Source organism: Flavobacterium sp. C3NV (genome assembly GCF_046825355.2).
In the GTDB taxonomy this organism is placed as follows: Bacteria; Bacteroidota; Bacteroidia; order Flavobacteriales; family Flavobacteriaceae; genus Flavobacterium.
In genome coordinates this window covers 161,198-184,469 of record NZ_JBKQBJ020000010.1, presented here as the reverse complement: position 1 = coordinate 184,469, position 23,272 = coordinate 161,198, and the positions used below count along the sequence as shown (strand labels likewise).

Here is a 23,272-nt window from a genome sequence, read left to right as displayed (position 1 = left end):
CTTTATTTATCTATTAATTCTATTACTTGAGCCGTTTTTGATAAAATGACTTATTTCGTCGAGATTTGTTATAGCAAAATCTCCGTGAATACTTTGTTTGATTACGCCACAAGCCGTTGCCCATTCGATGCATTCTTGTCCCGATAATTTATTCGATAATCCGTATAATAATCCGGCATTGAAGGCATCTCCGGAACCAATTTGATCCGTTACAACATGTATTTTGTGTTCTTGTGTTTGGTAGAAATTACCTTCATGAATCAGTAATCCTTTGTATAAATGTGCCGGTCCGTCTGATTTTCTAAAACTCATTGCTAGTGTTTTTAGAAAAGGCACTTTTACTTTTACTAATTCGAACGTTTTCTGAAAACGATTTTCATCGGATTCGTTTTGATCTGTTTTGATTCCGAAATAAATTTCAATAGCATCAAGATCAGCAACGGTGATTGTGCTGTATTGAAGCAAATCGGACATAATTTCAGAAGGATGTTTTCCGTATTGCCATAATTTTGATCGAAAGTTAAAATCAGAAGAAATCGGAATTCCTTTTTTATGCGCTGCGAGAATTCCTTCTTTACAAGCTAAACCTGCTTCTTCAGAAACTCCCGGGCTTATTCCGGACCAGTGAAAATGCGTAACATCGGCGAAAGCCAAATCCCAATTAATCTGATCTTTTTGAATGGTTGCAAACGAAGAATTGCTACGGTCATAAATAACCTGCGATTGCCTGATTTGATTTCCGGCTTCGACAAAATACAATCCCAAACGTTCTCCGCCATAAACACATTTTGAGGTATTTACTTTATATTTCTGAAGTTCGTTTAAGGCTAATTGCGCCAAATCATTTTTGGGTAATCGGGTAATATAATCGGTTTGAATGCCGAGTTGAGAAAGTAAAACACAAACATTTGCTTCGGCACCACCAACGTGTATTTTTATTTCATTGGCCTGCGTAAATCGGTTTCCATCTGCAACATTCATCCGGAGTAATAATTCTCCGAAAGTTGCAATTCTAGTTTGTGGTGTTGTATTCATATTTTTTGTTTTTTGCCACAGATTATATGGGTTCCTTTTTTGCCACTCCCGGTAGCTATCGGGATTCACAGATTGAAATGATTTATATACGTTGTGTTTAGTTTGCCACGAATTTCACGAATTAGCACGAATTATTTTCACACATCGAATTAGTGAAAATTCGTGAAATTCGCGGCGAAAAAAAAATCTGTGTAAACCTGTTTAAATCCGTCAAACCCGTGGGCTAAATTCTTTAATCTAATATAATTCGAAAACAGCTTCAACTTCAACAGGAATATTATCTGGTAAAGATCCCATTCCTACGGCGCTTCTTACGCCAATTCCGTTTTCTTGTCCCCAAACTTCGGCGAATAATTCACTACATCCGTTTATTACATACGGATGTCTTAGGAAATCGCCATTGCAATTGACCATTCCTAAAACTTTTATAACTCGTTTTACTTTATTCAGGCTTCCAAAATTAGTTACAATTGTAGAAAGCATTGTTAAGCCGACTTGTCTTGCTGCTAATTTTCCTTCTTCGATATCCATGTCATCACCAATTCTGCCAATGATCAGGGATTTGTCGTCATTAACAGGCCCGTGACCTGAAAGGTATAAATATTTACCATCAACTAAATATGGTTTATAAATACCTAACGGTTGTGGTGCCGGCGGTAAGGATAAGCCTAATGTTTCAAATTTTTCTTGTGGTAATAAATTCATGATATTAATGTATTATAGAGTTTAAAATAAAAACGAAAATGATTCCTAAAACAGATACTAGAGATTCCATGACGGTCCATGATTTGAACGTGTCTTTCAGGCTGATATTAAAATATTCTTTGAACATCCAAAAGCTTGGATCGTTGACGTGTGAACACATTAAACTTCCGGCTCCTACGGATAAAACCAGTAAGTTAGGGTCGAGTCCGGTGGTTTGTAGTAAAGGTAATAAAACGCTCGCAGTCATTAATCCGGCTGCTGTAGCAGAACCCACACAAACGCGTATGATTGCCGCCATCATCCAGGCCAATAAATACGGATGAATGTTTATTTGTGTTAAAGTAGCTACGATAGTTTCGTTTACGCCGCTTACGATCATCACTTCTTTTAAACCTCCGGCTCCACCAACAATGAGAACAATAAGAGCGACATCTTTTATCGCAACGGCATAATCATCCATTACCGATGTGATGCTTCTGTTCATTCTGATTCCTAACGTGTAGGTACAAATCAATAAAGAAATCAGCATAATCATACTTGGTTCTCCAACCGTTTTGCAGATATTGACCAGAGTTTCATTTTTAGAAATCATGGGTAATAAGGATGTCAACGTTAATCCGAAAACGGGAAATAAGGCGGAGAATAAACTCAGCGAGAAACTAGGTTTTTTTCCTTCGTTGACGACTTCTTCAACATTCAATATTTCATGATCCGATTCGGTTTTGATGTTCTTTAATAAATTAGAAAATAACAAACCCGCAATAAAAATGGTTGGAATCGCAATGATGATTCCGTAGACTAAAACAAGTCCGATATCAGCATTTAAAATACTGCTCAAAGCCATAGGAGACGGATGTGGAGGCAAAAAACCGTGTGCTACTGAAAGCGACGCCAGCATTGGGATTCCCAGATATACTTTTGAAAGCTTAAATTGATGGGCTACTGAGAAGATTAATGGAACTAACAAAACAAATCCAACACTGTAAAATAGCGGTATCCCAACAATAAATCCGGTAATCATTAAGCCAAGGCGAACGTATTTTTTGCCCGTCCATCCCATAACTGTTTTGGCAATGACATTGGCGGCACCTGACGAAACGGTAAGTTTACCAATACAGGTCCCGAAAACAATAATCAAAGTGATAGATCCTAACATTTCGCCCAAACCTTTTTGAACCGTTTGAGACAAAGTTTCTATTGGCAAACCTAAAAACAGACCTGCTAATAAAGCTGTTATGATAAAGGCAATAAAAGGATTTATTTTAAGCCAGGCTATCTGAATGATTAAAAACGCAATGCATGCCGTAAGAATTAAAATGCTCATTTATCTTTTGTATTTTATTTATCCCAGTTAACGGTTGGTGGTTTTTGACTTGTGCCGTTAGACACTAAAGGTTGGTAGAAAAAACAGGTTTGAGATTCGTGGGCGTGCCGTAGGTACGGAACAAAATGTTAATTATTGCGTACCTACAGCACGCTGGATATTCTGATTCATGTTTTCTACCAGTATTTAGTGCCTAAAGGCACATCTTAACTCTTAATTATTATTTATCCCACCACATTCTGGTTGTAAAACTATCTTCTCCCTGGCGTTTAACTGCTTCTGCTAAGTTAGCTGAATTCACTGAATATTCGCTGGTGGAATATTTCAAACGTCTTGGAATTGTGCCGTTTGTAACGTTACCCGGAAAGTTTACAGGAACTAAAACAGGATATCCTGTTCTTCTCCAGTTGGCATAAACTTCCTGCTCATCTACAAATAACGCTACGTAAATTTGAGTATGAATCTGGTTCATTTTTTCTTCAAATGATCCTGCCGCATTATATGGATTTAGCGTTAAATAAGCGGTTGCATCTGTGATCGCATAACTTATACCGTAAATCCCCATATTTAAGAAAGACGCTTTAACTCCTTTTTCGTATAAATCTTTATCAGTCTCATTAGTGTACCATCCTCTTGCGGCAGCTTCTGCTAAATAAAGATTCGTTTCGGCATTGCTTAAAAGTACAAGCGGAGCATCATATTTAAGAATAGTACTTTGATTAGGTTCAGAATAAGTGGCTTGTTCAGCAGGCGTTGGCGCAATTTTAGTTCCGTTAGGAAAACCTTTTTGAGCTGCAAGAGTGGTGTTTTGAACAGTTCCCTGCCAAACTCCAGCATAAACACTAATTCTTGGATCGGCAGTATTTTTTAATAAATCGATAAAGGTTTGGGCTAATTTTCCGCCTTCAACATTTTTTTGACCGTATGATCCTGCTGTAAAATCTTGTCTTCTGGCATCGAAACCAACCGGATTTCTGTTGAAATCATTTGGTCCGTCTGTGTATTTCATAATCGCATTGTCAGCAGTATTTAAAATTACTCCTCCGGCAATCGCTTTGGTTACCCAGGTTTTTGATAGGGCAGGATCAACTTTGCTTAATCTCAATCCTAAACGAAGCATTAGAGAATAAGAGAATTTTTTCCATTTTGCAACATCGCCATCATAAATAAAATCGGCTTTGCCAAAACTTGGTTTCGCAGGATCTAATGCTATTGCAGCTTCATCTAATTCTTTTAGTAAATCTTTGTATATGAATTCCTGTGTATCATATTTTGGAAGAAAAACTTGTGTACTAATTGCTTTTGCAGCATCTGAGTACGGAATATCGCCATACAAATCTGTAGCACGGTGATACAAATACGCCTTCCAGATTCTGGCAATATTTAATCGGTTGCTGTCATTTGGATTTGCTTTTAAAGCATTAATTACAATTTCAGTTTCATTTAAAGCATTTGGATACAATTGATTGTAATAAGCCGAAAAGTAAACTTCATTACTTAAATATTTATCTCCCACGCCCGATGCTTCTTTGTAAGTCGCATAGTGTTGGATCATTCCGCCACATTCTAGAATATTAGTAAAAAAATAATTGTTGTTTAAACCGTCAAGCTGTGCTTTACTAAAAACAAAATTAGGGTTTGGTTTATCAACAGAATTCGGGTTGGTATTGATTTCTTCAAAATCATCAGTACAGGATGCCATACTTCCTAAAAGTATTCCTGCGATATATAATATGGTTAACTTTTTCATGTCTTTTAATTTAAAAATTAGCAACTAAGTGAGTTTAAAATTTAACATTTAAACTTAAACCGAAACTTCTGGTTTTTGGCACTCCAAATTGTTCTACACCCTGAGCATTTCCTGCACTAAATACAGATTCCGGATCTACGTTTGGTGTTTTCTTATAAAGAATGAATAAGTTTCTGGCAATAAATGAAACAGAAGCTCCCTGAAGTTTTGATAATCCTTTTATCTTTTGAATTGGTAAATCATACCCCAAGATTATTTGTCTTAGTTTTACAAAACTTGCATCGTAAACAAATGTTGATGAAATGTTTCTTAAACCGTCGTAATACGTTCTTAGGTTTTCAGGAGCAATAACCATATCAACAGGATTTCCGTTGGTATCAACACCTTTTATTGGTAAGCCATTTTCGCGGCCTTCAAGCGTTAGTTTTGTCAATCCCATACGAGTTCCGTACAAGTCAGTTCCGGAATATAAGCTTCCTCCAAATTTACCATCAATCAAAAAGCTGAAAGAGATATTTTTGTATTTGAATTCATTGCTAATTCCCGCTGCCCAAGGATGAACTCCCTGACCTAACTCTTCAAGCGGACCTTGTGCAATAGTGGCAGAACCACCGCTTACGTTGTAAACTGTATTTCCGTTGGCATCTACGCGAGGTTTGTATCCTTTTATAATGCTGTAAGGGCGGCCAACATCACTTGTTATGGTTACATATCCGTTTACAGATGTTGCCATTGTAATAGAGTTCAGCTGATCTGTAAGTGCTTCAACTGTGTTTTGGTTGTATGATCCGTTGAAACTTGCATCCCAGGAGAAATTTTCAGAATTGATGATTTTTCCACTCAATAAAACTTCAACCCCTTTATTTCTCATTTTTCCAAGATTTAATAAAGCGGTGCTCGATCCTGAAGCGTTTGAAATGGTAGTTTCGACAATATCATTTGTTGTGGCGCGGTTGTAGTAAGCAAAATCTAAATTTAAGCGATTGTTGAAAAATCCTAAATCGGTTCCAATCTCAAATGTTGTAGAAGTCAACGGACTTAAAGTTGCATTAGGAACTCTAGAACTTGTTGGTCCTTGCAATTGCTGACCATTGTGTCCGCCCTGAATCATCGAATACGATTGGTTTAACGCGTAAGGATCCGGTGTTGCACCACCAACCTGAGCCCATGAAGTTCTTAGTTTTGCAAATGAAATAAAATCCGGCATTTTTATAATGTCTGAAACTATTATACTTGTTCCAACAGAAGGATAAAATACAGTATTGTTTTCTTTTGAAAGTGTAGAAAACCAATCCTGACGGCCTGTAATGTTCAAAAACACGATATTTTTATAATCAAAATCTGCAGCACCATAAACCGAATTTGTTTTGGTTTTCCCGTATGGATAGCTATAAGTTAGCGTCGATAAATTGCTTAAAGCATAAAAATCATCCAGTACAAACCCGGAACCTTCAACTCTGGTTTCGTCTCTTAAGTTGGTACGGGAGTTAACCCCAATTAAAGCATTTAAAGAGAAATTATTATAGATGTTTTTCTTCGTATAATTCAAAATAGCTTCTGAATTCAGGTTTGATATTTTCATTCTTGAACCCTGAGCATAACCAATAGGATTGTTTAAAGTTGTTTTTGGGATGTATCCAAAGAATTCATAATCCGTAAAATCCTGACCAATTCTACCCTGAAGGAATAATTCTGGTGTAAAGTTCAATTTTACATTCAACATTCCGATAAAGCGATTTTTGGTATCATTGTTTTTAATCTTGTTTACTACAAAATAAGGGTTTGTAGCCACCGCAACAGGATTCCATGCTTCTTCTACGCCATTTGCATCATATCCGGGAGCAAGATTTCTAATGTCAACCGTATTAGCAATCATATACGTTCCCCAGTTTGGATTTGCTTCAGCATCAGAAACGGTAACTCTGTTATTTGATTTCTCTAAATTGTATTGTGCTACAACATCAAACTTTAACCAATTTGTCAGGTTTACGTTACTCGCGATGTTAATGCTTTTTCGATTAAAATCAGAATTTGGTACCACACCCTGATTGTCCATGTTCGAAAAAGAAAGACGTCCTGTAGCTTTTTCGTTTCCTCCTGATAAAGCCAAAGAGTTAATGAATGTAGTTCCAGTTTCGTAAAAGTTTTTGATGTTATTTTTTTGCGCTACATAAGGTCTTGCAACTCCGTCAAACTGAATAACATTCGTTCCGTCCATTTTGGCTCCCCACGACCAGCGCCCGTCTGCAATAGCTTCAGCTTGCGTTGTTGGTTTTTTACCGCCTGCTCCAGAACCATATTCATATTGCCAATCAGGTATGATTGAAGGCGTTTCGAAAGTAAATGAAGTATTATAATCTACTCCAATTCCTTTTTGAGCAGATCCTCTTTTGGTCTGAATCAAAATAACACCATTCGCGGCATTTGCTCCGTATAATGCAGCGGCCGTTCCACCTTTCAAAACAGTGATGGTTTTAATATCATCAGCATTGATAACAGATGTTCCGTCACCTCGGTCAACATTTATTCTGGTAGATCCAGGCCCGTTTCCAATTCCCGGTAAGTTCAGTTGAGTATTGTCAATTGGTAAATCGTTGACCACATACATCGGCTGGTTATTTCCGTTTAATGATCCGTTACCTCTTATTACAACCCTGCTCGAACCGTTAGGGCCAGTTGCGGTGCTGCTCACGTTGACACCGGCAATTTTACCGACTAATGCATTGGCGATATTGGTTTCTTTCGCTTTTGTAAATTCGGTTCCTTTTAATTCCGTAACTGCATATGCAACAGATTTGCTGCTTTTTTTAACTCCTAATGCCGTAACCAAAACCTGATCTAAAACATTTTCGGCTGGTTTTAAGCTTATAACTAAATCTTGTTTATTGTCTAATTTATATTCTAAAGAGGCATAACCCATGTAAGTAACGATGATGTGAGTTTCGTTTTCCGGAACATTTAGTTTGAATTTTCCGGTTTCGTCAGTTATGGTTGCTATTTTATTATTGCCTTTTGCATAAATCGTTGCTCCGGCAATTGGCATTCCGTCATCCTGACCAACTATCTGGCCTGAAATTTCTGTCTGATTGCTTTTTTGTTCAAAAAGGTGCTTTTTAATTGCAGCCTCTTTTGCATTTGCTGAGAAGATCATCCCCCCAATAAACACTAATGAAATTAGCTTTGTTTTCATAATTCTTTGGTTTTCATGTTTCTTTTTGGTTTTTATTGGCGATCAAATATAAAAATTTATTTTTCACATTTGCATATTTTTTGCACAAAGCGCATATTTTTTGCAATATTTTTTCGCGAAGCATTTTTAATATCCAAAAGATGTGTGATTTCGCGAGGTGTTTTGAGAAAATTTTGCAGATAATGCTTTTTTTGCAGAAATTAATTTTAATCTTAAAATTCGTATTTTTGAAATATGAAAATCGCACTTATACAATCAGATCTTTATTGGGAAGATGCTTCTAAAAACAGAAAAAGCTTTGAATCGAAAATAAATCAGATCGATTCTGAGGTTAATTTGGTAGTTCTTCCAGAAATGTTTTCAACGGGATTTAGCATGAATGCTCCCGAAGTTGCTGAAACTATGCAGGGTGAAACCGTATTATGGCTTCAATCTTTGGCAAAACAAAAAAACTTCGCCATTACGGGAAGTTTGATTATTGTCGAAAATGAAAAGTATTATAACAGAATGCTGTTTGTTTTTCCGTCAGGAGAAATTCAGTATTATAACAAGCGACATTTGTTTTCGCTTGCCGGAGAAGATAAATTTTACACCAGCGGAAAAGAGAAAGTAATTATAGATTATCTGGATTGGAAGATTTGTCTGCAGGTTTGTTACGACTTAAGGTTTCCTGTTTTTGCCCGAAATGTCGAAAACTATGACTTGCTTTTATATGTTGCCAATTGGCCAAAAGTGCGTACCAACGCCTGGGACACTTTGCTAAAAGCAAGAGCAATCGAAAATTTAAGTTATGTAGTGGGCGTAAACAGGGTAGGGCTGGATGCCAACAATTACGAACACGTAGGGCATTCGCAAGTCGTTGATTTTTTAGGGGATTTTATTTTAGAACCTCAAGAAACCGAAGCTGTTTTTATCGTTGAATTAGACAAAAAAGCCATGGTAGAAACCCGAAAAAAACTCGATTTCTTAAGTGATAAAGATATTTTCGAAATTAAAATCTAGAATGCCGTCCTCTTTTTGGCGTCTTCTTTTTTCTTTTTATCAATTTGTTTTTTCTCGACTTCAGGATTATATGGTATGCTTAAATCGATTGTTTCATCTACATCCCAATTTGTTCTTACATCAACTTCTTTTTGATAATAAAATACTTCTTCAGAATAAGTTTTGTTCAGGAAACTTCCCGCGTCATACCTCTTGTTTTTATTGTCGTCGTACGTTATTCGCAATGTAAATGCTTCGGGCTGCAGTAAGTCAAAAGTGATTTTTGTGTTTCCTTCAGAGTACGCACTTGCGAGAACAACATCTCCTTTTTTATTTGTAATCTCAACAATTATAGGGAAACGTTTTACATTTCGTAAATTCAAAACAAGATTTCCGTAATCTGCATGTTCTTTTGTGGTTAATTTATAAGCCAGAGTATCGTTCGTTTTTTCATAAAAATCAGTCAAAGCACCCGGAAAAAAGGTGACATTGTATTTGTCGACCGGTTCTTTTTTAAAGTCGACATATAATTTTTGTTCGAATTCATCATATTCTGTAGTAAAGTCTACAGCTACAGAATCTTTATTGACTAATCTAATCTTTGATTTATCAAATTTAACCAATGGTGTTGCAGATTCTAAGGTAAAACGATCCCTGAAATTTATAACCCCATTTTGTACAGCCTTAATATTTAAAGTATCTTTTTTTATGTCTTTTACTTTAAACGAAAAACGTTTATTATACGTGTCCCTGCTAACTTCCATAGACAAAGAATCTGCTTTCAATGGTTTGTACCAAACTTGCAGGGAATCTTTTTTAGGGAAAGCAGTTACTATAGTTTCCAGAACTTCATCACCGTGTTTAAGAACAATTTTTGGTTTAGAAGTTTTAAAATCCTGTTTTCCTTCGTAAGGTAGATATAATCTGTTTCCGGATGCCTGGATTGGTTTGAATGCCTTTAGCGGAAGCACTTCTTTAAATAATTCTAACTCAAATACAGTGTCATTTGGTACCGTGATATAATGTTTTAAGAATCCAATTTTATCATCTTTTGGATTGTATCTGTTATTTCCACCCTTGTCTTTTAGTGCTACCAATAAATACTTTCCGGCCTTTAAATTTTCTAATTTAAAAGTTCTTAAACTGTCTAAAGTGTTGGTAATGTATCGTGGGCTTTGTTTGTAAATTACAGAATCTTTAAAAGTGTCGTTTACTTCATAAAGCATTACAGATACAAAATTGTCTACGTTTTTTTCGTACGCATCTTTAATTTGTCCGCTAATAGAAAGCGAATCAATATAAGGTCCTGTAGAGAAAATATATTTAAACTGATTGATGGCATTTCCTTCGTTATTGTCTGCAATACTTTGCCCGAAGTTAAAGCTGTAAGTTGTATTAGGTTGTAAAGTATCTTTTATTTTTATTGTAATAACTTTGCTTGCAGTTGTTGGTAAAATCAACGGCTCATGTTTCATTGGCGGCGAAATAATAAGCTGCTTGTTCAGGTTTTTAAGCTTTACATATTCATCAAAGCCTAAAATAATTTCGTCTCCTTCAAAATTAGTACTCATATTTTTTGGAGAACTATATTTTAAAACCGGAGCAAGCGTGTCTTTTAATCCACCGGTAATGCTGCCTCGTTTGGCGCAGCTCAACATTAAAAATACCAGTAAAAAGGAAATATATCTGAAGTTGTTTTTCAACATAATGTTTTCTGAATTTGATTGCACAAAATAACGATTATATTTGCTTTAATTGAAATTTTTTATCCATTTATTAGGATTTGCAGCTTTCACTTGTTTCTCTATTTTTTTTGAATTTGAAATCATCGCCACGATATAATTTCTTACTTTTGATTTCAAATATAATTTTTCCTCGTTTTGACAAAAAGATTTTTCGTTGGTTTAGTATTCCTTTTACTGATTTCTTGTGGTAAAAATGAAAAGCCAGTCGTAGCTTTTTATTATTGGAAAACGATCTTTAAATTATCCGAAACTGAGAAGGAAGTTTTGACGGATAATAATGTGACTAAGCTTTACATCCGTTATTTTGATATAGGTCTGTATCCTGAAACCAAAGAACCAATTCCAATAAGTCCCATCCGGTTTCAGGAAAATATCAATAGTTTTAATGTTGTTCCGGTAGTTTTTATTCAAAACAAAGTCATGTCATTACCTAATCTTAATATTGATGATCTGGTTCAGAAGACCGTTCACTTGGTCGAAGAAATGAATACTAAGAATAAAATTTCTTGTCAGGAAATTCAAATCGATTGCGATTGGACATTGAAAAGTAAAGACAATTATCTTAAATTTATAGAACAATTTAAAAAACTTTCGAAGAAAAAACTTTCGGCAACAATTCGTTTGCATCAGGTCAAATATTTTAAAAAGACAAAAATTCCAAATGTCGATTCCGGAGTTTTGATGTATTATAATATGGGAACAATTGCACCGGATGCTGAAAATTCTATTTACAGCCAAAAAATCGCCGGGAAATATTTGAAGAGTTTAAAAAAATATCCGCTGCATCTTGATTTTGCTTTGCCAATTTATTCGTGGGCGGTTCATATCAGGAATCAAAAAGTGATAGGATTACGTTCGAAAATCAATGCAAACGAACTTAAAAAAGATGCTAATTTTGAAAAAGTTGATGCTCTTTTTTTTAAAGTAAAAAAATCAAATTATAAAAATGGAATTTTTTATGAAGAAAATGATTTGCTTAAAATAGAGGCAATTTCTTCAGAAGATTTAAAAGAAATGGCAGAAGAATTAGATGACAATGTAGTTCAGCGCCCAAGAGAAATTATATTTTACGATTTAGACGAATTCAATATTAAAAATTATGAAAAGAATATTTTTAAGCAAGTTATTTCTTGTTTCTAGTGCTGCTTTACTTTCTGTTTACGGAATAATTCATGCGTGTGGAGGTGGCGATGACTGGGATTTCTTTGGTTATAATTCAAACTTTACGCCTGAAACATTTACTGATAAATCATATTCGCCACTTTTTTTATCAGGTGCTATTTTTTACGGAATTGGTTTTGATACTGAGCATAACTCGCGTTTCAATGAAAATATAAAATCAGATTGGTCGAATTACCTAAAAGGGAAAATCGATACTACGACCGTAAATTATTTTTTAATTGGCGAAGAAACGACAAGATATTCTTCTGAGAAAAAAACAGCTCAGAACAAGACGGATATTACACAACTTCATGTTTTCTTTAAAAATAAAAAAGAAAATCCAACTTCATTAAAATGGGGTAAAAAGATGGATTTGAAAGATGCAAAGGTGAAGAGTTTTGTCGAGTTTTTGTATTTGGCACAAAAGATAGAAACCGTTTCGATAAATAGTGATTATTGGAGTTACGATCCCGTTGTGGCAAAAACTTTTAATGATCTCAAGATGATTCAATCCATAGAGAATGTTTACAATACAACTTCAGATTCGTTCTTAAAAAACAGGTATTGGTTTCTTACCATGAAAGCTTATTTTTATAGTAGCAACAAGAAAAAAGCAATCGAGTTTTTTAATAAAACCGAAGCTTCTGTCGCTAAAAACACCTTGTATTACCGCGCACTGTCTTATGTGGCGGGAATAAATTATCAACAGAAAAAATATTCAACATCAAATTATTTATATGCTCAGGTATTTGATAAATGCCCTGAATTGAGAGTTGTTACTGCTTATAGCTTTCGTCCGCAAAATGATGCCGATTGGAACAAGTCTTTAGCAATGGCCAAAAGTAATAAAGAAAAAGCAGCACTTTGGGCCATTCACGGATATTATAAAGATGAAACCCAGGCTATCGGAAAAATTTATGAATTAGATCCTAAAAGCGAACACTTGAACTTTTTACTAACCAGATTGGTGAACAATCAGGAGCAAGCCATAAATAATTCGTTTGAGGTAAAAACAAATGCTGACGATTATAATTCGCCTGTTGTTAAGCAAACAGTTGCAGAAAACAGAGACGCAAATAAAGCTAAAATGAATGCTAAAGCTTTCGACTTAGTGTCTAAAATTGCCACCGCCGGAAATACTGAAAAACCATATTTATGGGATATTTCATTAGGATATCTGCAAACCTTAAAAGGGGATTATACTGCCGCAGATAATAATTTGAATAAAGCGGAAAAAACAATGCCGAAAACCGAATTGGCCAATTACCAATTGCGATTACTTCGTTTTGTAAACAATATGAGTAAAATAGATAAGCTCACTGATAAAAACGAAAAAACAATCCTGGCCGATTTGAATTGGCTGTATCAGGAACTTCCTAAAACATATAAAGGACAGGAATTCCGTTATCAAAATGCGGCGCAATGGAGCAAGAATTATCTGGCTACATTATACAGAGCAAAAGCAGATCCCGTAATGGTAGAATTGTTTGGAGGTGATTCTCATTCTAATTTATACTATTGGGGCGGAGGAAATGCCTTTTATGATAACGAAAAGAATTTGTTAGATATGAAAGGATTTTTGGCTAAGCCAAATAAAACCGAAATCGAGAAAATTGGAGTTGGAATTTATTATCTGAAATTAAAAGATATTAATAATTTTCAGGCCGTTCAGGCAACATTCAATAATAAAATTCCTGAAGCAATTGCGTTTATTCAGCAAACAGATTCAGTTCAGCATTATACTTTTTTAGGAAATCCGTTTAACGGAAATATTAAAGATTGTCATGATTGTGATCACGCAGCCTATCAAAAAAAGAAATATTCTCAGCTTGAATTTTTGAATACCATAAAATCAATGCAGGATAAACTGGCTCAGAAAGAAGATGTTTATACGAATAGTTTATTGTTGGGGAATGCATTCTATAATATCACTCATTTTGGGAACGGCAGAACTTTTTATGAAACCAGTATTGTAGGTTATGGTTCAAATCCGTATTCATTTAGAGATTCGATGAAAAAAATGATTACCAATTGCGATGTTCCTAAGATGTATTATCAAAAAGCATTTGAAGCTGCAACAACAAAAGAACAAAAAGCAAAATGTATCTACATGTTGGCAAAATGCGAACGAAACGAATATTATAATAAGAAATATAATGATCTCAAGAATTGGTGGGATGCAAATGATGATAAAATTAATTTTATAGCCTGGAGTAGTTTTAAAACTTTGAAAAAAGAGTATTCAGACACAAAATACTATCAGGATGTAATTGCAGAATGCGGTTATTTTAATACATATATAAATCAGTAATTGTATTTAAGATGGTAAATAAGATTGAACATATCGGAATCGCAGTAAAAAACATGAAAGATGCTAATGTTTTGTTCGAAAAATTATTAGGCGTTCCGTCTTACAAAGAAGAGGCAGTCGAAAGTGAAGGAGTCTTGACATCTTTTTTTCAAACAGGAACCAATAAAATTGAACTTTTGATGGCGACAAATCCGGAAAGTCCAATTGCGAAGTTTTTAGAAAAAAAAGGAGAAGGAATTCATCACATCGCTTTTGATGTCGAAGATATCCATGCAGAGATTAGTAGATTAAAAAACGAAGGTTTTGTATTGATAAATGAAGTGCCGAAGAAAGGTGCTGACAATAAATTGGTAGTTTTTCTGCATCCAAAAAACACAAATGGGGTTTTAGTCGAGCTTTGTCAGGAAATTAGATAAAAAAATGTCATTTAAAGATGTGAAATAAAAGGTTGAAAATCAATTGTGTTCTGAAAAGACTCAGTATTATTTGAAATTAATTACAAATCATATCCCAAAATATTTGGAGTGAATTAAAAATAGTAGTAATATTGCATCCTCAAACCGGTCCTATAGCTCAGCTGGTTAGAGCACCTGACTCATAATCAGGTGGTCCCTGGTTCGAGCCCAGGTGGGACCACATAAAAATGCCTTTACAGAAATGTAAGGGCATTTTTTTTTGGAGTTTTTTAAATAAATGTTTTGTGTGAAAAATCTTTAATCTTTTATCAGTTAATTGATTAGCTGTTTTTTGGAAGTAAAATGTATTAATGTTGAGGTTTTAAATTGTAAAATAATACATAAATAATTAAAGGATAATTTGCTTTTTTTTGGGTCTATTCTTACGATAAAAAGTATTATCTCCTTTTTTGGCCGTTTTTTGCTTTAAATCTTGTTTTTTTGCAAAAAACATATACTTTTGTCAAATATTTGCGTCTAAGCCCCTGTTTTTGTGCGAATTATATTAAATTTTAATAAATTTAACAATCTACCTTGCTGTAATGCAGCATGTTAAAATTATGAAGCGAATAAGAATAGTTTTTTTGTTGTTTTTTATTGTTTTGGTTTCGATATCAAGTGTTAAAGCGGAAGTTCATCCTCCTAGCCCGCAAAATGTTAACGCGACGGCATTCGTTGAGGACGGGGAACCGATTCCTTTTCCGGATCCAGTCGAGATGTCAGTTGATAAAAATATCATTCTTTTATTGGTTGCAGGCTTAATTTTAGGTAGTACGGTTATATATAGAAATAAAATAAAAAAAGCTTCAATGTAAATTGAAGCTTTTTTTGTGAAAAATGATTTCTTGCTTATTTGTTTATCGAATAAAGTCTTGAAATGTACTTTCCGACCACATCAAATTCCAGATTTATTTTTGTGCCAACTTTAAAGTTTTTAAAATTGGTGTTTTCGTAAGTGTACGGAATAATCGAAACACTAAATTCGTTTGTTTTAGAGTTTACAACCGTAAGGCTTACTCCGTTTACGGTTATTGATCCTTTTTCGATCGTAATATTGCTGAGGTTTTTATCGTATTCAAAAGTATAGTTCCAGCTTCCATTTGCTTCTTCGATTTTAATGCAGGTTCCTGTTTGGTCTACGTGACCTTGTACGATATGTCCGTCAAGACGGTCGCCAAGTTTCATTCCTCTCTCTAAATTTACAATATCGCCCACTTTCCAGTTGCCAATATTTGTTTTCGAAATTGTTTCTTCAATAGCAGTTACGGTATAAAAAGAGTCTTTTATAGCGACAACTGTCAGGCATATTCCGTTATGCGAAACGCTTTGATCTATTTTTAATTCATTTGTAATTGAAGCTTCTACTGTTACGTGAAGATTGCTTTGGTCTTTTTTTATTTCGTGAATCCTTCCAAGGGTTTCTATAATTCCTGTAAACATTGTTGTTTTATTTTACTAAATTTGCACATCAAAATTAGTAATAAATAACCTGAGCTCATGAATAAAAAAGCAGAAAATATAATTGTTGGAATTTCAATTGGAGATTTAAACGGTATTGGAAGCGAAGTTATATTAAAAACATTCGAAGATTCTCGCATGTTAGAAATGTGTACGCCGGTTATTTTTGCCAATGCCAAAATTCTTTCTTTTGTAAAAAAGAGCTTTACTTCTACAGTTCAGTTTCATGGAGTTGATAAACTGGATCAGGTTGTTATTGGGAAAGTAAACGTATTCAATCTTTGGAAAGAAGGAGTGGATATCAATTTAGGGACAAACGATGAGAGAATTGGCGAGTACGCTATAAAATCATTTGTTGCGGCGACCAAGGCTTTAAAGGATGGTTTAGTTGATGTTTTGGTTACGGCTCCCATTAATAAATATAATATTCAGTCAGAAGATTTTAAATTTCCGGGACATACAGATTATTTAGATCAGGAATTAGAAGGAAATGCATTGATGATGATGGTTCAGGATAATTTGAGAGTTGGTTTATTGACAGATCATGTTCCTTTAAGTGAGGTTTCTTCGCACTTAACAGAAGAGTTAATTACAAGAAAAATCGAAACCATAAGAAAATCTCTAATTCAGGATTTTAGTATTGTACGACCAAAAATTGCTGTTTTAGGATTAAATCCACATGCGGGTGATGGTGGTGTAATAGGAAAAGAAGATGATTTGGTTTTAAAACCAGCTTTAAAGAAAATATTCGATGCCGGAACTATGGTTTTTGGTCCTTTTTCTGCTGATGGATTTTTTGGAAGTGGTCAATATGAAAAATATGATGCCATTGTAGCAACTTATCATGATCAGGGATTGATACCTTTTAAAACATTGTCTTTTGGAAAAGGAGTTAATTATACAGCAGGATTAAATAAGATCAGAACATCGCCGGATCACGGTACAGCGTATGATATTGCTGGAAAAGACATGGCAGATTTTAATTCATTCAAAGAGGCAGTTTATCTTGCGATAGATATTTTTCATTCGAGAAATCAGTACGAAGAGATTACTCAAAAACCTCTTAAAATAAAAGAAAAACAGTTATAAACAAAAAAAGGTGAATAAGATTATTAGTTTTATAATAATTTTATATCTTTGCACCCCAATTCAGGTATCTGATTTTTAGATACGAGTTGGTGAAATTGATGTTGAAATGAGCAAAACAAAAGAATTTTTAATTCCTTTCATAGGGTTAAAGCTAGGAAAACACCATTTTGAGTATCAAATAAGTAACACGTTCTTTGCGAACTTTGATTACGACGAATTTCAAAGTTCTGATATCAAAGTAGGTTTAGTTTTAGATAAGAAAAGCAACATGTTAGAGTTGGAATTCAAACACAAAGGAACTGTAAATGTGCCTTGTGATCTGACAGGCGAAGATTTCGATCTTCCTATAAAAGGGAAAATGAAATTAATTGTTCGTTTTGGAGATGAATTCAATAATGATAACGAAGAGCTGTTGATCTTACCGCACGGAGAGCATGAAATAGATGTTGCACAATACATTTATGAAATGATTGCACTTTCGGTACCGCTAAAACGAGTTCATCCAGGAGTAAAAGACGGAAGTTTGCAAACCGAAGCTTTAACAAAATTGAATGAGCTAACAGTTAAAGAACAAAAAGAAGAGAGTAAACAAGAAGAAGATATTGACCCGCGTTGGGACAAATTAAAGAAACTATTAACGGATAAATAATATAGTAAAATGGCACATCCTAAGAGAAAAATCTCGAAAACAAGAAGAGATAAGAGAAGAACACATTATAAAGCTACTGTAGCTCAAATCGCTACATGTCCTATTACTGGAGAAGCACATTTATACCACAGAGCTTACTGGCATGAAGGTAAAATGTATTACAGAGGGCAAGTTGTTATCGATAAATCTGTAGCGGTTGCTTAATACGTTTTTGTAAATGATACTAGAACTCTCACATAGTGAGAGTTTTTTTTGTTGGTTATAATTTTCTTTTTTTAAGAAAATGCATACAAATTCATTTCGTTTTTTTTTGTAATTTTCAAGTCTTTTAAAAATTTTTCAGATACGCAGTATTTGAAACGAAATAATAGAATATAATGAATACAATCACAGCCGCAATTACCGCTGTTGGAGCTTATGTTCCTGACTTCGTTCTTTCGAACAAAGTATTAGAAACAATGGTCGATACCAATGACGAATGGATTACTACTCGTACTGGAATTAAAGAAAGAAGGATTCTTAAAGATGCTGACAAAGGAACTTCGTTTCTTGCCATAAAAGCAGCACAAGATTTAATTGCGAAAGCAAATATTGATCCTTTAGAGATTGATATGATTATAATGGCAACAGCTACAGCAGATATGCCGGTAGCCTCTACAGGAGTTTATGTTGCAACAGAAATTGGAGCTACAAATGCATTTGCATACGATTTGCAAGCGGCCTGCTCAAGTTTTTTATACGGAATGTCAACTGCTGCAGCTTATGTGCAGTCAGGGCGATACAAAAAAGTACTGTTAATTGGTGCTGATAAAATGTCATCAATTGTAGATTATACAGACAGAGCAACTTGTATTATTTTTGGAGATGGAGCGGGTGCCGTTTTATTCGAACCAAATTATGAAGGCTTAGGTTTACAAGATGAATACTTACGAAGCGATGGTGTAGGACGCGATTTTCTTAAAATTCCTGCCGGAGGTTCTCTAATACCAACTACAGAAGAGACCGTTAAAAATAGACAACACAATATTATTCAGGACGGAAAAACCGTTTTTAAATATGCTGTAACGAATATGGCTGATGCAAGTGAGTTGATCTTGAAAAGAAACAATCTGACTAACGAAGATGTTAATTGGTTAGTGCCACATCAGGCTAACAAACGTATTATTGATGCTACTGCCAGCAGAATGAATCTTGAAGAATCAAAAGTATTAATGAATATCGAAAGATATGGTAATACAACTTCAGCTACATTGCCGTTAGTATTAAGCGACTTTGAGCACCAGTTCAAAAAAGGAGATAATATTATTTTTGCCGCTTTTGGTGGTGGATTCACTTGGGGATCTATTTACCTAAAATGGGCTTACGATAAGAAATAAATTAAAACTAAAAACAAATCATTATGGATTTAAAAGAAATTCAAAACCTAATCAAATTTGTAGCAAATTCGGGAGTTGCAGAGGTAAAGTTAGAAATGGATGATGTAAAAATCACTATCAGAACAACTTTAGAAGGAAATGTAACTGAAACTACTTATGTACAACAATTGCCTGCTCAGGCTGCCTTGCCACAAGCAGTTGCTCCTCAACAAGCTCCAGCGGTTGTAAACGTAACTAGCGAAGCATCTGTTCCGGCAGAAGATTCTAAATTCATTACTATTAAATCTCCAATTATTGGAACTTTCTATAGAAAACCATCTCCAGACAAACCAGTATTTACTGAAGTTGGAAGTACTATTTCTAAAGGTGATGTTCTTTGTGTAATTGAAGCAATGAAATTATTTAACGAAATCGAATCAGAAGTTTCAGGTAAAATTGTAAAAATTCTTGTAGACGATATGTCTCCTGTAGAATTTGACCAACCTTTATTCTTAGTTGATCCATCATAAATAAATTTAGATTTTAGATTTTAGATTTTAGAAGGATTCACAATACAAGTTTTGTTAATCATCTAAAATTATCTAATTATCAAATTGTCTAATTATCTAATTAAAGTAAGATGTTTAAAAAAATATTAATTGCGAATAGAGGAGAAATTGCACTTCGTGTAATTCGTACATGTAAAGAAATGGGAATCAAAACTGTAGCAGTTTACTCTACAGCCGATGCAGAAAGTTTACATGTTAAGTTTGCTGACGAAGCGGTTTGTATTGGTCCTCCTCCAAGTAACTTATCGTATTTGAAAATGTCAAATATTATTGCCGCTGCAGAAATTACAAATGCAGATGCAATTCATCCAGGTTATGGATTTCTTTCTGAGAATGCTAAATTCTCAAAAATTTGTCAGGAACACGGAATCAAATTTATTGGTGCTGCTCCTGAAATGATTGATAAAATGGGAGATAAAGCTTCTGCAAAAGCTACAATGAAAGCTGCAGGAGTTCCATGTGTGCCAGGTTCTGAAGGAATATTAGAATCTTTTGAACAAGCACAACAATTAGCCAAAGAATTTGGCTACCCGGTTATGCTTAAAGCAACTGCCGGTGGTGGTGGAAAAGGAATGCGTGCTGTATGGAAAGAAGATGAATTATTGAAAGCTTGGGAAAGCGCACGTCAGGAAGCTGCTGCTGCTTTTGGAAATGACGGAATGTACTTGGAGAAACTTATCGAAGAGCCACGTCATATCGAAATTCAGGTTGTTGGAGATTCTTACGGAAAAGCATGTCACCTTTCTGAAAGAGATTGTTCTGTACAACGTCGTCATCAAAAACTAACTGAAGAAACACCTTCGCCTTTCATGACAGATGAATTGCGTACTGCAATGGGAGAAGCTGCTGTAAAAGCTGCTGAATTCATTAAATACGAAGGAGCTGGAACAGTAGAATTTTTGGTAGACAAACACAGAAATTTCTATTTCATGGAAATGAATACCCGTATTCAGGTAGAGCATCCAATTACAGAACAAGTAATTGATTACGATTTAATTCGTGAGCAAATTATGGTTGCTGCCGGAATTCCAATTTCAGGTAGAAACTATTTACCGGAATTACACGCTATCGAATGTCGTATTAATGCCGAAGATCCTTATAATGATTTTCGTCCTTCACCAGGAAAAATTACTACGCTTCATATGCCGGGAGGTCACGGAGTTCGTTTAGATACTCACGTTTATTCTGGATATACAATTCCACCAAATTACGATTCGATGATTGCTAAGTTAATTACGACTGCTCAATCTCGTGAAGAAGCAATTAGCAAAATGCGAAGAGCTTTGGACGAATTTGTAATTGAAGGTGTAAAAACTACAATTCCTTTCCATAGACAATTAATGGATGATCCTAGATATATTGCAGGAGATTATACAACTGCATTTATGGATACATTTAAAATGAAACCTATAGAAGAATAATATAAAGGCTGTCAAAATTTTGGCAGCCTTTTTTGTTTTATAATATTGCTAAACCCGAAAGATTTCATGCTATCGGGTTTTGTCGTTTAATTACCTTCATCAAACTGTATGTTGTTTTTGTTATTCGGTTAGGAATATTTCGTTGGTAGAAAAATAATTAAAAAGGAATCATGATTCAGATGTTTTTGGTTTTTGCAACATCTAAGTTTATCCGTTTTATTGCTTAAATTCTCTAAGTAAACACTATTTGTGTATACTTTTTACACAACATTTAAGAGAATTACACACTTTTTCACAATCCTTAATTTTGGCACATATGGCTTAATCCCTTTAAAAATAAGAGATTAAGCAGTTAGGGAGGTAACGTTTGCGTTGCGGCACAATATTTTCATTATCTAAAGCGTAAACAACTATTAAATAATTAAAATATATACATTATGAAAAATCTATTTTTATCAGCCGCAATTGTTTTAGGAAGTTTAACTTCATTCGCTTCAACTACTCCTATTACAAATACAATCGTAAAAACGATTTCTATTGAAGATGAATACACAGAAATCAAATTAGAAGAATTACCAGCTCCAATTGCTGAGTCTTTGAAAAAAGCTTATCCGGATGCTGTAATTACTAAAGCATATAAAAACGAAAAAGCAGAATACAAATTGGACGTTACCGTTGGTGACAAAGTAGGAAATCTTTTTGCTAATGCAGACGGAACCTGGATTAAAAAATAATTTAGCTAAACTTTAGATTCTCATGCAGATTCAAATTAGCAATACTAAAATAAAATTAACAATATTAAAATATAACTATTATGAAAAATCTATTTTTATCAGCCGCAATCGTTTTGGGAGGTTTAACATCATTTGCTTCAACTTCTCCAGTAACAAATACAATCGTAAAAACAATTTCAATTCAGGACGAATACACTGAAATTAAATTAGAAGAAGTACCAGTTGCAATTACTGATGCACTTAAAAAAGCGTATCCGGATGCAGTACTTTCTAAAGCATACAAAAATGCTAAATCAGAGTATAAACTAGACGTTACAGTAGGTGACAAAGTAGGTTCGCTTTTTGCTAACGCAGATGGATCTTGGATTAAAAAATAATTAAAAAATAACCGTAAAAACTATCACTATGAAAAAGTTAATATTATCGGCAGCTATCCTGTTAGGAGGGTTGTCAATGCAAGCAGGGAATGTAGCCGTGACAAGTTCAATGGTTCAATCAGTAAACATTCAGGACGAATATAAAGAAGTTGATGCCGTACCGGCAGCTATTAAAACAGCGTTAGACGAAGCTTATCCAGGTGTAAAATTGGACAAAGCTTATGTAAACGAGAAAAAAGAGTATAAAATAGAAATCACTGTTAGAGGTGAAAAGTCTACTGTTTATACAGACGCTACTGGTAAAATTATCAAAAAATAATTAAGTAACCCATAAAAACTATTATTATGAAAAAGTTAATCTTATCAGCAGCAATCATTTTAGGAAGTTTGTCAATTCAGGCAGCTAATCCGGTAACAACTTCAATGACTCAGTCAGTGACAGTTCAGGATGAATTTACTGAAATTGGTACAGATGCTGTTCCGGCAGCTGTAAAATCAACTGTCGAAAAATCTTTTCCGAATACAAAACTTGAAAAAGCGTACAAAAACGAAAAGAATGAGTACAAGTTGGAAATTTCTAGTGGTGACAAAAAGTATACTGTATTTACAGATGCTTCTGGAAACATCATTAAAAAATAATTAAAAAGAGAGCAACATGAAAAAGTTAATCTTATCAGCAGTAATAGTTTTAGGAAGTTTGTCTATTTACGCAAGTAATGAGACAACTCACGCACAAACTAAGGTGGTTGTTTCTGCTCAGACAGAATATACAGAAGTAAGTGCAGATGTTGTACCTGCTGCTATAAAAACCGCACTGCAAACTGCTTATCCGGGAGCAAAACTGGACAAAGCATTTGTAAATGAAAAAAAAGAGTATAAACTCGAAATATCGGTTGGTGACCAAAAGGCTACTGTTTTTTCAGATGTCAATGGCAACTGGTTGAAGATATAAATTAGGTGAAT

General features: G+C 34.5%; 23 protein-coding genes and 1 tRNA gene. 17 read left to right on the top strand and 7 right to left on the bottom strand.

Annotated elements, in window-relative coordinates; translation table 11 throughout:
• Positions 1-6: 6 nt before the first annotated feature.
• The 5 genes from ACIDC4_RS15705 to ACIDC4_RS15685 all read right to left on the bottom strand — a co-directional run bounded on the left by ACIDC4_RS15705 (position 7) and on the right by ACIDC4_RS15685 (position 8,004).
• A complete protein-coding gene (locus ACIDC4_RS15705; RefSeq protein ID WP_412043492.1) occupies positions 7-1,035 on the bottom strand; it encodes a PfkB family carbohydrate kinase in 1,029 nt (342 codons plus the stop codon).
• 237 nt (positions 1,036-1,272) lie between these two features.
• Positions 1,273-1,740 carry a RidA family protein gene (locus tag ACIDC4_RS15700; protein WP_041518541.1) on the bottom strand — a complete coding sequence of 156 codons (468 nt, stop codon included), beginning with the start codon at positions 1,738-1,740 and terminating at the stop codon, positions 1,273-1,275.
• A gap of 4 nt (positions 1,741-1,744) precedes the next feature.
• Entirely contained in the window at positions 1,745-3,064 is a 1,320-nt protein-coding gene (locus ACIDC4_RS15695) for a GntP family permease (RefSeq protein ID WP_412043491.1), read from the bottom strand.
• 220 nt (positions 3,065-3,284) lie between these two features.
• The gene (locus tag ACIDC4_RS15690) at positions 3,285-4,814 is read right to left on the bottom strand and encodes a SusD/RagB family nutrient-binding outer membrane lipoprotein (RefSeq protein WP_412043490.1); all 1,530 of its coding nucleotides are present in this window, start codon (positions 4,812-4,814) and stop codon (positions 3,285-3,287) included.
• A 34-nt stretch (positions 4,815-4,848) separates the two neighbouring features.
• Complete coding sequence (locus ACIDC4_RS15685; protein WP_412043489.1) at positions 4,849-8,004, bottom strand: SusC/RagA family TonB-linked outer membrane protein; 3,156 nt, start codon at positions 8,002-8,004, stop codon at positions 4,849-4,851.
• A 234-nt stretch (positions 8,005-8,238) separates the two neighbouring features.
• Here ACIDC4_RS15685 and ACIDC4_RS15680 point away from each other — a divergent pair, with 234 nt between their 5' ends.
• Positions 8,239-9,006 carry a nitrilase family protein gene (locus tag ACIDC4_RS15680; RefSeq protein WP_412043488.1) on the top strand — a complete coding sequence of 256 codons (768 nt, stop codon included), beginning with the start codon at positions 8,239-8,241 and terminating at the stop codon, positions 9,004-9,006.
• Here ACIDC4_RS15680 and ACIDC4_RS15675 read toward each other — a convergent pair.
• Positions 9,003-10,691, bottom strand: a complete 1,689-nt coding sequence (locus ACIDC4_RS15675) for an Ig-like domain-containing domain (protein WP_412043487.1) — start codon at positions 10,689-10,691, stop codon at positions 9,003-9,005. The two genes, ACIDC4_RS15680 and ACIDC4_RS15675, sit on opposite strands and share 4 nt — an antisense overlap.
• Positions 10,692-10,865: 174 nt before the next feature.
• Here ACIDC4_RS15675 and ACIDC4_RS15670 point away from each other — a divergent pair, with 174 nt between their 5' ends.
• The 5 genes from ACIDC4_RS15670 to ACIDC4_RS15650 all read left to right on the top strand — a co-directional run bounded on the left by ACIDC4_RS15670 (position 10,866) and on the right by ACIDC4_RS15650 (position 15,472).
• Positions 10,866-11,870, top strand: coding sequence for a hypothetical protein (locus tag ACIDC4_RS15670; protein ID WP_412043486.1), 1,005 nt, complete (start codon positions 10,866-10,868; stop codon positions 11,868-11,870).
• Entirely contained in the window at positions 11,830-14,202 is a 2,373-nt protein-coding gene (locus ACIDC4_RS15665; protein ID WP_412043485.1) for a hypothetical protein, read from the top strand. Before ACIDC4_RS15670 ends, ACIDC4_RS15665 begins: the two co-directional genes overlap by 41 nt.
• A gap of 11 nt (positions 14,203-14,213) precedes the next feature.
• Entirely contained in the window at positions 14,214-14,618 is a 405-nt protein-coding gene (mce, locus tag ACIDC4_RS15660; protein WP_412043484.1) for a methylmalonyl-CoA epimerase, read from the top strand.
• Positions 14,619-14,764: 146 nt separating this feature from the next.
• Positions 14,765-14,838: transfer RNA gene (locus tag ACIDC4_RS15655), tRNA-Ile, on the top strand.
• 379 nt (positions 14,839-15,217) lie between these two features.
• The gene (locus tag ACIDC4_RS15650) at positions 15,218-15,472 is read left to right on the top strand and encodes a hypothetical protein (protein WP_412043483.1); all 255 of its coding nucleotides are present in this window, start codon (positions 15,218-15,220) and stop codon (positions 15,470-15,472) included.
• 34 nt (positions 15,473-15,506) lie between these two features.
• On the opposite strand, the gene ACIDC4_RS15645 is transcribed toward ACIDC4_RS15650, so the two are convergent.
• A complete protein-coding gene (locus ACIDC4_RS15645) occupies positions 15,507-16,097 on the bottom strand; it encodes a riboflavin synthase (protein ID WP_412043482.1) in 591 nt (196 codons plus the stop codon).
• Positions 16,098-16,154: 57 nt separating this feature from the next.
• Between ACIDC4_RS15645 and pdxA the strand changes: the two genes are divergently transcribed.
• From pdxA to ACIDC4_RS15590, 11 genes are all read left to right on the top strand, one after another.
• On the top strand, positions 16,155-17,204 hold the full coding sequence (gene pdxA, locus ACIDC4_RS15640; RefSeq protein ID WP_412043481.1) for a 4-hydroxythreonine-4-phosphate dehydrogenase PdxA: 1,050 nt from the start codon (positions 16,155-16,157) through the stop codon (positions 17,202-17,204).
• Positions 17,205-17,310: 106 nt separating this feature from the next.
• On the top strand, positions 17,311-17,853 hold the full coding sequence (locus ACIDC4_RS15635; protein WP_230033489.1) for a YceD family protein: 543 nt from the start codon (positions 17,311-17,313) through the stop codon (positions 17,851-17,853).
• A 9-nt stretch (positions 17,854-17,862) separates the two neighbouring features.
• Positions 17,863-18,057, top strand: a complete 195-nt coding sequence (gene rpmF / locus ACIDC4_RS15630) for a 50S ribosomal protein L32 (protein ID WP_007137315.1) — start codon at positions 17,863-17,865, stop codon at positions 18,055-18,057.
• A 173-nt stretch (positions 18,058-18,230) separates the two neighbouring features.
• Entirely contained in the window at positions 18,231-19,229 is a 999-nt protein-coding gene (locus ACIDC4_RS15625; RefSeq protein WP_230033487.1) for a beta-ketoacyl-ACP synthase III, read from the top strand.
• A gap of 23 nt (positions 19,230-19,252) precedes the next feature.
• On the top strand, positions 19,253-19,738 hold the full coding sequence (gene accB / locus ACIDC4_RS15620) for an acetyl-CoA carboxylase biotin carboxyl carrier protein (RefSeq protein ID WP_055093857.1): 486 nt from the start codon (positions 19,253-19,255) through the stop codon (positions 19,736-19,738).
• A gap of 110 nt (positions 19,739-19,848) precedes the next feature.
• Positions 19,849-21,198: an acetyl-CoA carboxylase biotin carboxylase subunit gene (gene accC, locus ACIDC4_RS15615; protein WP_412043480.1), complete on the top strand. Its 1,350-nt coding sequence runs from the start codon at positions 19,849-19,851 to the stop codon at positions 21,196-21,198.
• A 437-nt stretch (positions 21,199-21,635) separates the two neighbouring features.
• Positions 21,636-21,932 carry a hypothetical protein gene (locus tag ACIDC4_RS15610; protein ID WP_078006853.1) on the top strand — a complete coding sequence of 99 codons (297 nt, stop codon included), beginning with the start codon at positions 21,636-21,638 and terminating at the stop codon, positions 21,930-21,932.
• Between the two features lie 80 nt (positions 21,933-22,012).
• Entirely contained in the window at positions 22,013-22,309 is a 297-nt protein-coding gene (locus ACIDC4_RS15605; RefSeq protein WP_230033486.1) for a hypothetical protein, read from the top strand.
• 28 nt (positions 22,310-22,337) lie between these two features.
• Positions 22,338-22,628 carry a hypothetical protein gene (locus tag ACIDC4_RS15600; protein WP_065448663.1) on the top strand — a complete coding sequence of 97 codons (291 nt, stop codon included), beginning with the start codon at positions 22,338-22,340 and terminating at the stop codon, positions 22,626-22,628.
• 26 nt (positions 22,629-22,654) lie between these two features.
• The gene (locus ACIDC4_RS15595; RefSeq protein ID WP_065448662.1) at positions 22,655-22,948 is read left to right on the top strand and encodes a PepSY-like domain-containing protein; all 294 of its coding nucleotides are present in this window, start codon (positions 22,655-22,657) and stop codon (positions 22,946-22,948) included.
• Positions 22,949-22,964: 16 nt separating this feature from the next.
• Entirely contained in the window at positions 22,965-23,261 is a 297-nt protein-coding gene (locus tag ACIDC4_RS15590) for a PepSY-like domain-containing protein (RefSeq protein WP_412043479.1), read from the top strand.
• Positions 23,262-23,272 lie beyond the last annotated feature (11 nt).